Raw genomic sequence first — 14,096 nt, forward strand, 5'->3', positions numbered from 1 at the left:
GGCTGAGCCACCCGGAAGCCAGTGGGAAGCCATCAGGCCCGGTGGACCCGCATGCTCGTGCGGGCCCACCGGGCCGTCGGCGCGACCCTAGCGTCGCCGGGCCACCACCACCGCGTCGTGCAGCACCGTTTCGCGCCCCTCGGGGTCCAGGCCCGGGCGGGCCCGGGTCTCGGCACTGACCTGCCAGGCCGACCCGTCCAGACCGGCGGCCACCTCCTCCGGCGGGTACATCATGTCCAGGTGCCCCCAGGGGCCGGTGGACTCCCGCTTGTCGCGCGGGTGGTGACCCACGATCAGCAGCGTGCCGCCCGGCGCCACCGCCTCGGCGAGCGCGGCGAAGAGCGCGCGCCGGGCCTGCGTGGGCAGGTGCATGAACTGCGCCGTGACCAGGTCGTACGACCCGGGCGCGGGCGGCTCCTCCCGCAGGTCGACCCGCGACCAGGTGATCCGCCGCGCCACCTCGGCGCCGGCCGCCCGGGCGTGCCCGGCCGCGCGCTCCAGGGCGAGCGCGGAGATGTCCGTGCCGGTGACCGTCCAGCCGCGCGCGGCCAGCCAGATCGCGTCCGCGCCCTCGCCGCTGCCCACGTCGAGCGCCCGGCCCGGCGTCAGCCCGGCGGCCTCGGCCACCAGCTGCGGGTTGGGCCGCCCGCTCCACAGCGCCGGGCGGGCGCGGTAGCGCTCCTCCCAGCCCGCCCGCTCGAACAGGGCGACCCGCTGCTCGCGGTACTCCCGCAGCGCCGCGTCGGTCTCCGCCGCGATCAGGTCCGCGTTGATCGCGGCGCCGGCCCGCAGGCCCGCCGCCGCGGCGACCACCACCTGCGCGGTGGGGTCGGTGACGTTGCCCGCCACCCAGACGCCCGGCACCTCGGTCGCCCCGGTCGGATCGGCGGCCACCCGGCTGCCGATCACCGCGCCGGCGTACTCCACCGGGACGGTCGCCAGCCCGAGCGAAGCCGTCAGCCCGGCGCGGGCGGCCAGCCCCGTGCTGACCACCAGCGCGTCCAGCGGAACGGTCTCGCCCGAGGCCAGCCGCACCCCGGTCAGCCGGTCGTCCTCGGCCAGCACCCGCTCGACCGGCCCGTGCGCCAGGTGCACGCCGCGGGCCGCGAGCCGCTCGGCGAGCTCCGCGTCCGGGGCGTCGACGCCGTGCAGCAGCACGACGACCCGCTCGCTCCACTGGCGCCACAGCTCCGCGTGGTGCCAGGCCGGCGGGCCGGTCGCCAGGATGCCGATCCGGCGGTCCCGCACCTCCCAGCCGTGGCAGTACGGGCAGTGCAGCGCGTCCTTGCCGAACCGCTCGGCCAGGCCCGGCAGGTCGGGCAGCTCGTCGGTCAGGCCGGTGGTCACCAGCAGGCGGCGGGCGCGCAGTTCGGTGGTGCTCTCGTCGGTTTCGATACTGATACTGAAGTGCTCGCTGTCCCGGCTCGCCCCGGTCACTCGGCCGGTGGTGAACTCGCCGCCGTAGCCCGCCAGTTCGGTGCGGCCGAGGGCCAGCAGCTCGGCCGGCGGGGTGCCCTCGCGGCCCAGCAGGCCGTGCACGTGGCCGGCCGGCGCGTTGCGCGGCTCACCGGAGTCCACCACCAGCACCGAGCGCCGGGCCCGGGCCAGCGTCACCGCGCCGCTCAGTCCGGCGGCCCCGCCGCCGACCACGACCACGTCGTACGTCTTGTGTGTCTCGTTCGCGTTCACCGGGACTCCCTCGCTCGCCCTGCCGTGTCCCGACCACGGTGCGCCGGGGTGGGCCGAGCGGCAAAGTAAAGTTGCCGATATGGCAAACGACGACGCCGAGGTGCTGGCCGGGGTCGGGCCGCGCCTGCGCGACCTGCGCCGCAAGCACGGCACCACGCTGGCCAAGCTCGCCGAGACCACCGGGATCTCGATCAGCACGCTGTCCCGGCTGGAGTCCGGCGAGCGCAAACCCACCCTGGAACTGCTGCTGCCGCTGGCCCGGGCCCACCAGGTGCCGCTGGACGAGCTGGTCGGCGCGCCGGCGGTCGGCGACCCCCGGGTGCGGCTGCGCGCGGTGCGCCGGGACTGGGCGACCATCGTGCCGCTGACCCACAACCCCGGCGGCGTCCAGGCCTTCAAGATGATCATCCCGCCGGAGCGCCACGACCCCGACCCGCGCACCCACGAGGGCTACGAGTGGCTCTACGTGCTCGCCGGCGAACTCCGGCTGGTGCTCGCCGACCACGACCTGGTGCTCAAGGCCGGCGAGGCCGCCGAGTTCGACACCCGGGTGCCGCACTGGTTCGGCAGCACCGGCGCGGCCCCGGTCGAACTGCTCAGCCTGTTCGGCCCGCAGGGCGAGCGGGTGCACGTGCGCGCCCAGCCTCGGGGTGCCAGCAGCTGACGTATAGTCAGTTCACGCACGGGATGCCGCCCATGCTCACCGCCGGCCCCTGCATCGGCAGGCCGGCCGCCGGATCGGAGCTGCTCGACCCGCTCGCCGCGACCGGGGCCTGTGACGGGGACGGCGCGGCCGCCGGGGAGGTCGTGGCCGGCGCCGGGGTCGGCGGCGGAGTCGGCCCCGGGGTGCCGCTCGCCGTCGGCGCCGGACCCGGGTCGTGGCCGAACAGCTGCTGCACCTCCCGGGCGATCAGCGCCGGGTCCACCGTGTTGACGTCCTCGCCGCCGATGGTCGCGAAGCCGGTGATCGGCAGGGTGTTGAACTCGACGTTGCCGCCGGTCAGATCGGTGGCCTGCTGGGCGAAGTCCAGGATGTCCAGCTTGTCGTCGATCACCACGTCCTTCTTCACCACGTCGAGCAGCGACTGCATCCGGCCGAGGTCGTTGAACAGCCCCTCGTCCTTCAGCTTGTTCTCCACCGAGGCGATGAAGGCCTGCTGACGGTGCGTCCGGTCCAGGTCGCCGCCCGGCAGGTTGTGCCGCTGGCGCACGAAGGCCAGCGCCTGCGAGGCGTTCAGCGTGTTCAGCCCCGCCTGGCCGGAGAACCCGGAGCCCTGGCCGTCCTCCGCCGGGTCGCTGGTCGCGTGGTTCAGACAGACCGTCACTGGCCCCACCGCCTGCGCGATGTCGTAGAAGCCCAGCAGGTTGATCTCGGCGAAGTGGTCGATCGGGATGCCGAGGAAGTTCTGCACGGTGGCCAGCGTCGCCGCCCGCCCCGCGTCCCGGCTCTGCTGCTCCAGCTGAGCACCCTTCAGCCCCTGGGCGGCCAGCTTCGGCTCGGCCGCCGCCTTCGCGATGCCGTAGGCCTCCTTGATCTTGTGCATCCCGCCGTCCGCGCCGTACGTCTGCACGTAGTCGTCGCGCGGGATCGACAGCGCCGTCACCTTGCCGTCGTCGGCCGGCATGTGCAGCACGATCAGCGTGTTGGTGTTGTAGCCGCCGACCTCGCTGCTGTCCCCGGCGTGCAGCTCGTCCTGCACGAACTGCGGGGGCAGGTCGTTGCCGTTCATGTCCTTGCGGCTGTCCAGGCCGATCAGCAACAGGTTGACCGAGTTGTCCAGGTGCGGCGGCGCGCTGCGCTGCACGCCCGCGAGCGCCTTGGAGGTGGTCAGCCCCGCGCTCAGCGAGGCGTAGGTGTAGTAGGTGAACCCGCTGGCCGCCAGCACGGCCAGCCCGGCCCCGAGCACCACCGCCCGCCCGGCCACCGTCGCCACCCCGGTGCCGCGGCCCCCGGCCCGCACCCGGCCCGGCCGATCGGGCTCAGCCACGACGGTTCCTCCTGTCTCGGACGATCCTCACCAGCACCACGACCGCCGCCGCCCCGAGCGCCGCGAGCATCACCGGGAACCCGTCGACGCCCCAGCGGATCGCCCCGGTGGCCAGCCCCTTGGTGCCCCGGTACCGGTGCGGGTCACCGAGCAGCTCGGCGGCCGCCGACAGCGCGAGCACCAGCGTCGGGCAGGCGGGCAGCACCCACCACCACCCCGCCCGGCTGGCCAGCGCGGTCGCCGCCGCCGTCCCGACCACCACCGACCCGCCGAAGATCAGCCCCAGCCCCGGCCCGATCGCCTCGTCCACCAGCGCACCGGCCACCGGCAGCCCCACCAGCAGCAGCACCACCGCCGACCGGGCACGCGGAGACCGCGCCACCGCACCACCGCCCTGCGGCTCAGCCGGTCCCGCCACGCGCGTGCCCCCTCAGTGGTTGCCTGGCTCAGTGGTTGCCTGGTTGCGGCAATCTAGCAACGCGCACGCCGGAAAACGCCGAGGCCGGGAGGGGTTGACGCCGAACGGGGGACGGAGATCCGCGGCTGCCCGCCGGTCCGTGGCCCGTCCGACGTCGACCGCGCGGGTTAGCCGGCCTGCTCCGTTCTCTAGCCACGGTCGCCAGGACAGACGGTCAGCCGGTCGCACACCGGTCGTACCAGCGCCCGCGGGCGGTGAGCGGCCATCATCAAGATCACTTGTCGAAGGACAGGCGTTCCGAAGCGTCGGTTACGCTCCTGTGCCAGAGCTGACCTGGACTGGCCTGGAGCGAAGTGGAGTTGAGTTGCCGTGACCTTCACGGTCCTGGTGAACATCGCGGTGGTCCGCGTTGGCGTACCGCCCGCCCGGGCTCAACTGGAGCTCATCGCCACCGAGCTCCTGAGCTGACCCGTCGGCCCGTCAAGATCCCGTCAGAACCGGCCGCTCAGCCGTAGTCCATGCGTCAAGGACGGGTGCGAACGGCGCCCCTGGTGCCTGTACTGGAACCGACAACCAACCCCCGTACCCGGAAAGGGCACGCACGCCATGACGGATCACCTTCCCGCCGAGCCGGAGCACCATACGACCACTGTCCTGCCGCGCGTCGGCGGTGGTGAGCAGGACGAGCCGGACGGGCAGGACGAGTGCGTCGCGTGGACGCACTGCCGGTTCGCGCTGCACTACGAGGACTGACGGGGCGTCGGGCGGGCGGGCCGGGGCGGTGCGGCGGATCGTGGTGGGCGTGAGCGGGGGGCGGGGGAGTGCCGGCGCGGTGCGGCGGGCGTTGCGGGAGGCAGGGGGTGGGGCGGTGGAGTTGGTGCTGGTGCACGCGTGGCGGCCGCCGGGGGGTGAGCGGAGTTTCCGGCGGCACCCGGATGCGCGCGGGCTGGCCGAGGTGCGGGAGGCGGCGGCCGGGCGGCTCGACGAGGCGTTGCGCAGTGCGTTGGCCGGGGCGGGGCCGGGGACGGCCGTGCGCGGTGCGCTGGTGCGGGGCCGGCCGCGGCGGGTGCTGGTGGCGGTCACCGATCGGGGTGCCGACCTGTTGGTGGTGGGTGCGGGCCGGGGTCTGCTGCGGCGGGGGCTGCGGCGCTCGGTGACGGCGCACTGTCTGCGGCACGCGGGGTGTCCGGTGCTGACGGTGCCCGGTCCGTAGGGGTCAGCGCGGGCGCCGTTGCAGGACGTCGGCGAGCACGGTGGTGACCAGCTTGTCGACGGTCGAGGTGGTCGCTGCGTCCCGGTCGGCGAACAGCAGGTGTCCGCCGCCGACCAGGGAGAGGGTGAGGGAGTCGATGTCGGCGTCGGCCGCGATGCGGCCGAGTTCGCGCTCGTCGGCCAGGTAGGCGGTGACCGCGGTGGTGGCCTGGGCGAGGATCGCGATGCCACCGCCGGGGGTGGCCTGCCGGAGCCGGGCGCGCAGTTCGTCCCGGAAGGTGATGAGCGGGATGATCGCCACCGGGACCGGGCCGAACAGCGTGGTGAGCGCGGCGGTGAGGTTGTCGGTGACGGTGCCGGTGCCGGCGGTCTCGCGCAGCGCCCGCGCCTGTGCGTCGAGTTGGGCGGCCCGGTCGAGCACGAGTTCGGCGAGGAAGGCGTCGAAGTCGGCGAAGTGCCGGTGCAGCACGCCCTTCGCGCAGGCGGCCTCGTCGGTGACGGCCCGGCTGGTCAGGCCGTTCGCGCCGTCCCGGAGCAGGACGCGCTCGGCGGCGTCGAACAGCTGCTGGCGCGCGTCGCGCAGGTGCACCCCGGTCGGCACGTGTCGATCCTCCGCGAATCCGTTGGCAGGTGGGCGCTTGCCCACTAGAGTGAACGCATGCCCACTTTACCGCGAGAAGAGCGAGAAGAGCCCCGGCCGGTGCCGTCGCACCAGGCCCGGCAGACCGCCGAATCGTTCGGCACGGACGCGCGACGCTACGACCGGGCCCGACCCGGCTACCCCGATGACCTGGTGGCACGGATCGTCGCCGGGAGCCCGGGGCCCGAGGTGCTCGACGTCGGCTGCGGCACCGGCATCGCGGCCCGTCAGTTCCGGGCCGCCGGCTGCGCCGTCCTCGGGGTCGAACCCGACGGCCGGATGGCCGGGCTCGCACGGGCCGACGGCCTGCGGGTCGAGGTCGCGACCTTCGAGGACTGGGAGCCGGCCGGCCGCACCTTCGACGCGGTGACCGCCGCCCAGTCCTGGCACTGGGTGGACCCGGCGGCCGGCGCCCTGAAGGCGGCTCAGGTGCTGCGCCCGAACGGGCGGCTGGCGGTCTTCGGGCACGTCTTCGAACCGCCGGCCGAGGTGGCCGAGCCGTTCGCGGCGGCCTTGCGGCGGGTGGCGCCCGACTCCCCGTTCAGCGGTCAGCCGGCTCGGCGGCCGCTGGAGGCGTACCTGGCGGGGTACGCGGCGACCGCCGACGCGATCCGCGCGACCGGGCGGTTCGACGAGCCGGAACAGTGGCGGTTCGACTGGGAGCGGCCCTACACCCGCGAGCAGTGGCTGGACCTGCTCCCGACCACCGGCGGTCTGACCCGGCTGACGCCCGATCAGCTGGCCGAGGTGTTGGGCGCCGTCGGCCGGGCCATCGACGACCTGGGCGGCAGCTTCACGATGCGGTACACCACCCTGGCCACCACCGCCGTGCGCGCCGGCGCCCAGTGAGTCACGGCACCCCTACTGCTGCTCCACGTCGGCCCGCACGGCGCGCATCACCGGACCGACGTCGGCGGCGGTGAAGCCGATCTTGGTGTTGGTGCCGTCGCCCTTGATCACCAGGGTGACCCGGGCCGCCGTGGTGGGGGTGAACCAGGAGCAGGTGGTCGCCATGGTGGTGAGGAAGGCGTTGCGGACCAGCAGGCTGTCGCAGATCGCCCGGCCGCCGTGCGGGCCCGGGTCGGTGTCGGCGTAGCTGAAGCTGGTGTGGTCGCCGGCTCCGTTGTCGCCGCTGATGGCCGGGTGGGTGAGGGCGTCGTGCAGGCGGTTCGGGTCGAAGCCGGTGCCGTTGAGGCCGGAGTAGAAGACCCAGGCGCCGTCGGCCTGGTCGTCGTAGGTGGCGCGCACGGGGGTGCCGGACAGGCCCAGCAGCTTGGCATTCTGGCCGAGGTCGGAGTCGACCAACTGGGTGGTCTGCGCCGGGGGTTGGCCGATCGGGTAGCCGCCTGCGGTCTGCGGGGCGGTCAGCGTCCAGTGGGCGGCGGCCACCGGGGCGGGGGCGGCCGCGGGCGGGGGTCCGCCGGCGGCCGAGCTCGACGGCGAGCCGGACGGCCCGCAGGCGGTCAGCAGGGCCGGGAGCGCGAGCAGCGAGCAGCCGAGGGCGAGACGCCGAGCGGGCACGGGAAGCCTCCTGGGGGAGCGCGGTGCGGGAACGCCGTCAGTCTGGCAACCCCGACCGGCCCGCGCAGCACCCTCGTCCAGGCATACTTACCCCGCCCGCAAGCAGAACCGACACCCTGGACGGCCATCGTGGAGCTCGACCCCCGCCGCCTGCTGGTGCTGGCCGCCGTCGCCCGCACCGGCGGCATCGCACCCGCGGCCCGCGCCCTCGGCGTCAGCAGGTCGGCCGTCTCCCAGCAACTGGCCGCGCTGGAGCAGGAGACCGGGCTGCCGCTGCTCGACCGCGCCGGCCCGCGCCCGGAACTCACCGGCGCCGGCCGCCTGCTGGCCGGCACCGGCGAGCAGATCAGCCGTCAGCTCGCCGCCGCCCGGGACCAGCTGACGGACGGCCGACAGGTGCGCGGCCAGGTGGTGATCGGCGCCAGCCCGTGGGTGATCGCCCGACTGGCCGCCGGGGTGGCGCGGCTGCTGAACCACTTCCACCCGGGGCTGGAGCCGCGGTTCCAGGAGTGCGACCTGACGACCGGGCTGCGCGCGCTGCGGGTCGGCGAGCTGGACGCCGCGGTGCTCGCCGACGACCGGGACACCGCCGTGCCGCTGCCGCCCGGCATCCGGGCCAGGCTGATGGGGGAGGACGAGTACCGGCTGGTGGTGCCGGACTCCTGGGAGCCGCCGGCCGCGCCGCGCGAGCTCGCCGGCCGGCCGTGGATCGGCGCACCGCCGCAGTCCGCCCGGGGCCGCGCCTTCGCCCGGTTCGCCGCCGAGCACGGCCTCGACCCGGCCGGCGCGCACCTGGCCGAGCACCCGGCCGCCGTGATCGCCCTGATGGCGGCCGGACTCGGCGCGGTCGTCGCGCCCACCTTCCTGGCCGCCCAGCTGCCCCGGGCCACCACCACCGCCCTGCCGGTCGGCGGCACCCTGATCACCCGGGTGCTGCACCGCGAGGGCCACGCCGCCCAGGACCTGGCCTCCCGGCTGGCCGCCGACGCGCTGCTCCAGGCGGGCCGCAACCACCTGGAGGCGGAGACGGCGGCCGGCCGGATCGCCCAGGAGATCCACGTGCGCACCCTGCGGGACCCCACCGAGTAAGACGTCGAACAGGTCTGACTGAGCGTCAGAGATAGGCCTCGGCGCCCGGCTCCAGGGCGAACTCGGTGTCGTCCGCGTCGTAGTCGTAGAGCTCGCCGTAGCGGCCCCAGGCGATCGCCGTCTCCAGCTGCCGGCCGGCGTCGATGCTGTCGTAGCCGCGCCGCAGCAGGTCGACGAAGAAGTCCTCGCGCAGCTTCTGGCTGTCCTTGGCCGCCAGCGACTGGACGATCGCCCGGACCAGCGGGGCCCGCCGGGCGGCGTGCCGGGCGAAGAGCTGCTTGCTGGTGAGGATGTCGGCGGCGCTGAACTCGCGCCCCTCGGGGGTGATCGCCAGGCGTCCGGCGGAGACGGTGGCGAAGCCGAGCAGCACGGCGGCGTCGACCAGCGGGAGCAGGTCGTCCACCTCGAAGTTGAGCTCGTCGGCGATCTCCGCCAGGCCCTCCTCGCCGCCCATCGACAGCAGGATCTCCAGCAGGCCGGCCAGCCCGCCGACGCTGGCCGGCGGCAGCGGGGTGCTGACCGGGGTGGCCGCCGAGCGGGCGGCGGCGGGTTCGGCGACGGCGGCGGACGGCGCCTCCTCACGGCCCGTCAGGATGCCGTAGACGGTGTCCACCAGGGCCTCGAACTGCGGGGTGCGGCGGTCGCGGGGACGGGGCAGCTCGACGGTCAGCTCGGCCCGGATCCGGCCCGGGTTGGAGGAGAGCACCAGGATCCGGTCGGCCAGCAGCACGGCCTCCTCGATGTTGTGGGTGACGATCAGGATCGACTTCACCGGCGCCGCGTGGCCCTCCCACAGGCCGACCAGTTCGTTGCGCAGGTTCTCCGCCGTCAGCACGTCCAGCGCCGAGAACGGCTCGTCCATGAAGAGTGAGTCCGGCTCGACCACCAGCGCCCGGGCGAAGCCGACCCGCTGGCGCATCCCGCCGGACAGCTCCTTGGGGTAGGCGCCCTCGAAGCCGTCCAGGCCGATCAGGTCGATCGCCCGCAGGGCCCGCTCGCGCCGCTCGGCCTCCTCGACGCCGCGCGCCTGGAGGCTGAGCTCCACGTTCTGCTGCACCGTCAGCCAGGGCAGCAGCGCGAAGCTCTGGAAGACCATCGCCACCCCGGGGTTGGCGGCGGTGAGCGGCCGGCCCCGGTAGCTGACGGTGCCGCTGGAGGGCGAGATCAGGCCGGCCAGGCAGCGCAGCAGGGTGGACTTGCCGGAGCCGGACTTGCCGAGCAGCGCCACGATCTCGCCCTCGTGCAGCCGCAGCCCGATGTCGTCCAGCACCGGCAGGGCGCGCCCGTCGGGGGTGGTGAAGGTCTTGGTCACGCCGTCGGCCTCGACGATGGTGACGCGTTCGCTGCTCTCGGTCATGACGGGTCCTCAGATCGCGTAGCGGGTCTCGGCCAGGCGGTACAGGCGGCGCCAGAACAGCCGGTTGAGCGCCACCACGTAGAGGCTCATCACGGTGATGCCGACCAGGATCTTCGGGAAGTCCCCGGAGCCGGTGGCGTCGGTGATGTAGGCGCCCAGCCCGGTCGCGGCCAGGTGGTGCGAGCCGTAGTCCACCACCTCGGCGACGATCGAGGCGTTCCACGCGCCGCCGGCCGCGGTGATCCCGCCGGTCACGTAGTACGGGAAGATCGCGGGCAGGATGAACGCCCGCCAGCGCAACCGCCCGGTGACGCCGAACCCGGTCATCGCCTCGCGCAGGTCGGAGGGGACGGCCGAGGCGCCGGCGATCACGTTGAACAGGATGTACCACTGCGCGCCGAGCGCCATCAGCAGCACCGCGCCGAAGTTCAGCGAGATGCCGGCGGCCACGAAGAAGGCGGTGGCGAACGGGAAGACGAAGTTCGCCGGGAAGCTGGCCAGCACCTGCACCACCGGCTGCGCGTAGCGGGTGACCTTCGGGTTCATCCCGATCCACACCCCGATCGGCACCCAGACGACGGTGGCCACCGCGAGCAGCACCAGCACCCGGGCGAAGGTGACCGCGCCCAGCCAGAGCGCGTGCCCGAACTCGCCGAGCCCGATGGTGGAGTGCACGTAGTCCAGGGCCTGCCAGGCGCCGTAGACCACCAGCGCGGCGACCGCGCCGGCGAAGAACACGTCGCCGGTGCGCTCGCGCGCGGCCGGGCGGGCCAGCGGGTGCTCGGCGAGGCCGAAGACCCGGGTGCCCCGGTCCAGCGCGGCGCCGACCGGCCGCAGCGGGCGGCCCAGCAGCGCGGGCACGCTGGAGCGGCGCAGCAGGTCGAGCACCGAGGAGCGCGGGCGCTCGGCTGCCTCCGACTCCTCCACCCGGAACCGCTCCGACCAGGCCACCAGCGGCCGCCAGAACAGCACGTTGACGCCGATCACCATGACGACCATCACGGCGATGGCGATGCCGACCTGCCCGAGGTTGCCGGCGGCGATCGCGGCTGCGGCGTAGGACCCCATCCCAGGCAGCGCGTAGTGGTGGCCCAGCACGCTGATGCTCTCCGAGGCGGCCAGGAAGAACCAGGCGCCGCCGAAGCTCATCATGCCGTTCCAGACCAGCGGGATCATGCCGCTGGGCACGTCCAGGCGCCAGAACCGCTGCCACTTGGTCAGCCGCATCACCCGGGACGCCTCGTCGAGTTCGCGCGGCTGGCTCATCAGCGAGGCGTAGAAGGCGAAGGTCATGTTCCAGGCCATCGCGGTGAAGACGGCGAAGATCGAGGCGCACTCCAGGCCCAGGGCGGAGCCGGGGAAGAGGTTGATGAACGCCGTGACGGTGACCGAGAGGAAGGCCAGCACCGGCACCGACTGCAGGATGTCGAGCACCGGCAGCAGCACCTTCTCCAGCCGCCGCACCCGGGCGGCGGCAGTGGCGTAGACGAAGGTGAAGAGCACCGAGGCGACCAGCGCGGCGAACATCCGCAGCAGCGAGCGCACCGCGTAGTACGGCAGGTTGGCCGGATCGGTGGAGACCGTCCCGGGCGCCTGGTTCGGCAGGAACGGCGCGTTCAGGCCCGGCGCCAGCCGCAGCAGTCCGTAGAGCAGGGCAATCAGGGCCGCGGCCACCAGCACGTCCACCCAGCGCAGGGCCGGCCGCCGCCACACGCCCCGGGACGGGAACCCGCCGCCACCCGCCACTCCTGCCTCCTGCGCCGCCGTGCCCGGGACCCGTGTCGCCAGGGACCACCCTGCCGCCGCCACTGAAGCACGTGCGGGAGGCGCGGCGGTTCGTCTGGATGACGAACAACGGAACAGTCACCGACACGGGCCAACCCCGAGCGCTTCGGCAGCCGTGCGCGTCCCGCCCGTCCCACCGGTTTCGCTGCGCAACTCCGGTCACCGGAAATCCCGCTGATTGCTCAGGTCGCGCATTTCCCATGGAACAACCGGCGTCACCCCAAACGCCGATATCCGGCGCGGGTGGCGCTTGCGGATCACGGGACCCACAGTGAAGACTGTGCGTGGTTCGGGTGGGCTTGCACTCGGCCGACCGACATCTTCGGTCATTCTCCGGACAGAGCCGACGTTCCGGGGGTATGTTCACTTTCGGTCCCGGGCATTCGGTGCTGAGCGTCTTCGGCGCCAAAGCCGGTCGCATTCGGAAAGACCTCGCGCAAGGGTTGCGCGGGCCGGATTGGTGGAGGGGGAAAGGCCGTGCCGGTCCGTTGCCGGGGGCTCGACGGGTTGTCCTTCCTTGTCCCGGACAACTGCTCTGACCTGTGCGAATGCCTGCGATGTCGAGGTCGGAGCGAGTTCCTTCCGCTCGCGGATCCCATGGCGCGCTCCGGCGTGCGCCCGGGTGGGATTCCGGCGCGCGGTGAATTCCGCCGACCTTGTCCGATCCGGTGCCAGGGTGCTTCCGGCGCCCTTCCGAAGAATCCGGAAGATTCTCAGGGAATTCTCAGGCTTCCTTTCCGGCGGACCGTCGACCCGGACCGTCGGCAAAGCCACCGCCAAGCGAAATTCCGTAGTTCCGGAGCCGCGGGGCAGGAAAACCTCCACGCCCCGGCGACCGGAGCCCGAAGGTTTTCGGCCGAGTTCTCGGCCGAGCCGACCGGGAAGCCGCGCGATCCAGCCACCCCAAGCTGAGCCCGTCCCGTGGGAGCCCCATCCTCATGCCGTACACCACCGCCACCGCGGTCGACCGACCCCGCTTAGCCGACGAACTGACGAGCCGTCTGGACGCCCTCGCCGCCGCCCACCAGGTGCCGGGAGCCCAACTCGCGGTGGACACCGGCAGCCAGGTGATCACCTGGCACACCGGCCTCGCCGACGCCGCCACCGCCACCCCCTTCACCGCCGACACGGCCGTGCCCCTGGGCTCCCTCACCAAGCCCTACACGGCCGCCGCGGTGCTGCTGCTCGCAGAGGACGGCGACCTCGACCTCGACGACCCGGTCGCCGAGCACCTGCCCGAGCTGCGCGCCCTGCCCGCGGTGACGGTCCGCCAGCTGCTCAGCCACACCGCCGGGCTGCCCAGCGGACCCGACTCCGACACCGCCGCGGGCACCACCCGCGCCCACTACCTCGCCCGGGCCTGCGCCCCGGACGAGCTGCTCTTCGATCCCGGCACCGACTTCTCCTACTCGAACGCCGGGTACGTGGCCGCCGGACACCTGGTCGCCGCCGTCACCGGAATGGAGTGGGCCGAGGCGCTCCGGGTGCTGCTGCTCGACCCGCTCGGCACCGTCCCGGCCGTGCTCGGCGGCCCGGTCCGGCGGGCCCTGGCGGGCGGACACGCCGTCAACACCGCCTCCGGCGAACTGCGCCCGGCCCGGCAGAACCTCGCCCCGGCCGAGGCCCCGGCGGGCGCGCTGCTGGCCAGCGCCGTGGACCTGATGGTCTTCGGCCGGGCGCTGGCCGGCCGCTCCGAGGTGCTGCCCCCGGCCGTCGCCGACCTGCTGCGCACCGTCGAACCCGCCGCCGGCCCCAGTGCGCTGGCCGACGGCTGGGGCCCCGGCCTGGCCGCCTACCGGACGGCCGGGCCCACCTGGTACGGCCACGACGGCAACGCCCAGGGCACCTCCTGCCACCTGCGGATCGAGCCGGTCAGCGGCCTGGTGGTCGCCTTCACCGGCAACGCGGGCGCCGCCACCGCGCTCTGGCGGGACGTCGCGGCCGAGCTCGCCCGGTTCACCGGCCGACCGGTGCCCGCCACCGTCCCCGCCGCCCGGCGCGGCCCGGGCGTCCCGCTGCCGGAGAGCGCCGGCCGCTACCGCAACGGCGGGACCGAGTACCTGGTCGCGACCGGGCCGGACGGCTCACCGACCCTCTCGGTCGACGGCGACCTGCCGCTCCCGCTGCGCTGTTACCCGGACCTCAGCTGCGACCTGGTCGATCCGGACAGCGGCCTGCTGCAGGCCGGCGGCGGCTTCCGCCGCGACCCGGCCGGCGGCGCCATCGACCGGCTGCAGATCTCCGGACGCACGGCCCGACGGGTGAGCTGACGGTCCGTCAATCCGGCGCGCCGTCAGCCTCCTGTGCCCCTGGCTTTGCCCTGCCCTGCCCGCACCCGTCCACGCTGCTCCCCGCCCGCCTGCCCGCAACCCGTCCCCGCCGCGCCCGAAGGACTTC

At 74.1% G+C, this 14,096-nt stretch carries 13 protein-coding genes; 6 read left to right on the forward strand and 7 right to left on the reverse strand.

The genetic code is table 11. The annotated features are described in order from the left end of the window. Positions 1–87: 87 nt before the first annotated feature. Positions 88–1,689 carry an FAD-dependent oxidoreductase gene (locus FHX73_RS43780; protein ID WP_145911714.1) on the reverse strand — a complete coding sequence of 534 codons (1,602 nt, stop codon included), beginning with the start codon at positions 1,687–1,689 and terminating at the stop codon, positions 88–90. 79 nt (positions 1,690–1,768) lie between these two features. Between FHX73_RS43780 and FHX73_RS43785 the strand changes: the two genes are divergently transcribed. Then, positions 1,769–2,353 (forward strand): helix-turn-helix domain-containing protein, encoded by a 585-nt coding sequence (locus FHX73_RS43785; protein WP_145911715.1) that lies wholly within the window; start codon positions 1,769–1,771, stop codon positions 2,351–2,353. Between the two features lie 7 nt (positions 2,354–2,360). Here FHX73_RS43785 and FHX73_RS43790 read toward each other — a convergent pair whose 3' ends face one another. Further along, entirely contained in the window at positions 2,361–3,677 is a 1,317-nt protein-coding gene (locus FHX73_RS43790; RefSeq protein WP_145911716.1) for an LCP family protein, read from the reverse strand. Beyond that, complete coding sequence (locus FHX73_RS43795; RefSeq protein WP_145911717.1) at positions 3,670–4,095, reverse strand: DUF6542 domain-containing protein; 426 nt, start codon at positions 4,093–4,095, stop codon at positions 3,670–3,672. The genes FHX73_RS43790 and FHX73_RS43795 overlap by 8 nt, the downstream gene beginning before the upstream one ends. Before the next feature lie 606 nt (positions 4,096–4,701). Between FHX73_RS43795 and FHX73_RS47015 the strand changes: the two genes are divergently transcribed. Both FHX73_RS47015 and FHX73_RS43800 read left to right on the forward strand, forming a co-directional pair. Then, a complete protein-coding gene (locus FHX73_RS47015; RefSeq protein WP_246214256.1) occupies positions 4,702–4,848 on the forward strand; it encodes a hypothetical protein in 147 nt (48 codons plus the stop codon). A 43-nt stretch (positions 4,849–4,891) separates the two neighbouring features. After that, positions 4,892–5,308: a universal stress protein gene (locus FHX73_RS43800; RefSeq protein ID WP_281292795.1), complete on the forward strand. Its 417-nt coding sequence runs from the start codon at positions 4,892–4,894 to the stop codon at positions 5,306–5,308. A gap of 3 nt (positions 5,309–5,311) precedes the next feature. Here FHX73_RS43800 and FHX73_RS43805 read toward each other — a convergent pair whose 3' ends face one another. Next, positions 5,312–5,908, reverse strand: a complete 597-nt coding sequence (locus FHX73_RS43805) for a TetR/AcrR family transcriptional regulator (RefSeq protein WP_145911719.1) — start codon at positions 5,906–5,908, stop codon at positions 5,312–5,314. Between the two features lie 57 nt (positions 5,909–5,965). Here FHX73_RS43805 and FHX73_RS43810 point away from each other — a divergent pair, with 57 nt between their 5' ends. Then, on the forward strand, positions 5,966–6,796 hold the full coding sequence (locus FHX73_RS43810) for a class I SAM-dependent methyltransferase (protein WP_145911720.1): 831 nt from the start codon (positions 5,966–5,968) through the stop codon (positions 6,794–6,796). Between the two features lie 12 nt (positions 6,797–6,808). On the opposite strand, the gene FHX73_RS43815 is transcribed toward FHX73_RS43810, so the two are convergent. Further along, positions 6,809–7,468 carry a hypothetical protein gene (locus FHX73_RS43815; RefSeq protein WP_170305351.1) on the reverse strand — a complete coding sequence of 220 codons (660 nt, stop codon included), beginning with the start codon at positions 7,466–7,468 and terminating at the stop codon, positions 6,809–6,811. Between the two features lie 129 nt (positions 7,469–7,597). On the opposite strand from FHX73_RS43815, the gene FHX73_RS43820 reads away from it, so the two are divergent. Beyond that, positions 7,598–8,557, forward strand: a complete 960-nt coding sequence (locus FHX73_RS43820) for a LysR family transcriptional regulator (protein WP_170305352.1) — start codon at positions 7,598–7,600, stop codon at positions 8,555–8,557. A 25-nt stretch (positions 8,558–8,582) separates the two neighbouring features. On the opposite strand, the gene FHX73_RS43825 is transcribed toward FHX73_RS43820, so the two are convergent. Both FHX73_RS43825 and FHX73_RS43830 read right to left on the reverse strand, forming a co-directional pair. After that, positions 8,583–9,914 carry an ABC transporter ATP-binding protein gene (locus tag FHX73_RS43825; RefSeq protein WP_145911723.1) on the reverse strand — a complete coding sequence of 444 codons (1,332 nt, stop codon included), beginning with the start codon at positions 9,912–9,914 and terminating at the stop codon, positions 8,583–8,585. A 9-nt stretch (positions 9,915–9,923) separates the two neighbouring features. Then, positions 9,924–11,660: an ABC transporter permease gene (locus tag FHX73_RS43830; protein ID WP_145911724.1), complete on the reverse strand. Its 1,737-nt coding sequence runs from the start codon at positions 11,658–11,660 to the stop codon at positions 9,924–9,926. Positions 11,661–12,637: 977 nt separating this feature from the next. Between FHX73_RS43830 and FHX73_RS43835 the strand changes: the two genes are divergently transcribed. Continuing rightward, positions 12,638–13,969, forward strand: coding sequence for a serine hydrolase domain-containing protein (locus FHX73_RS43835; RefSeq protein ID WP_145911725.1), 1,332 nt, complete (start codon positions 12,638–12,640; stop codon positions 13,967–13,969). The last annotated feature ends 127 nt before the right edge of the window (positions 13,970–14,096 follow it).

Origin of the sequence: Kitasatospora viridis (assembly GCF_007829815.1) — a bacterium.
GTDB lineage: Bacteria > Actinomycetota > Actinomycetes > Streptomycetales > Streptomycetaceae > Kitasatospora > Kitasatospora viridis.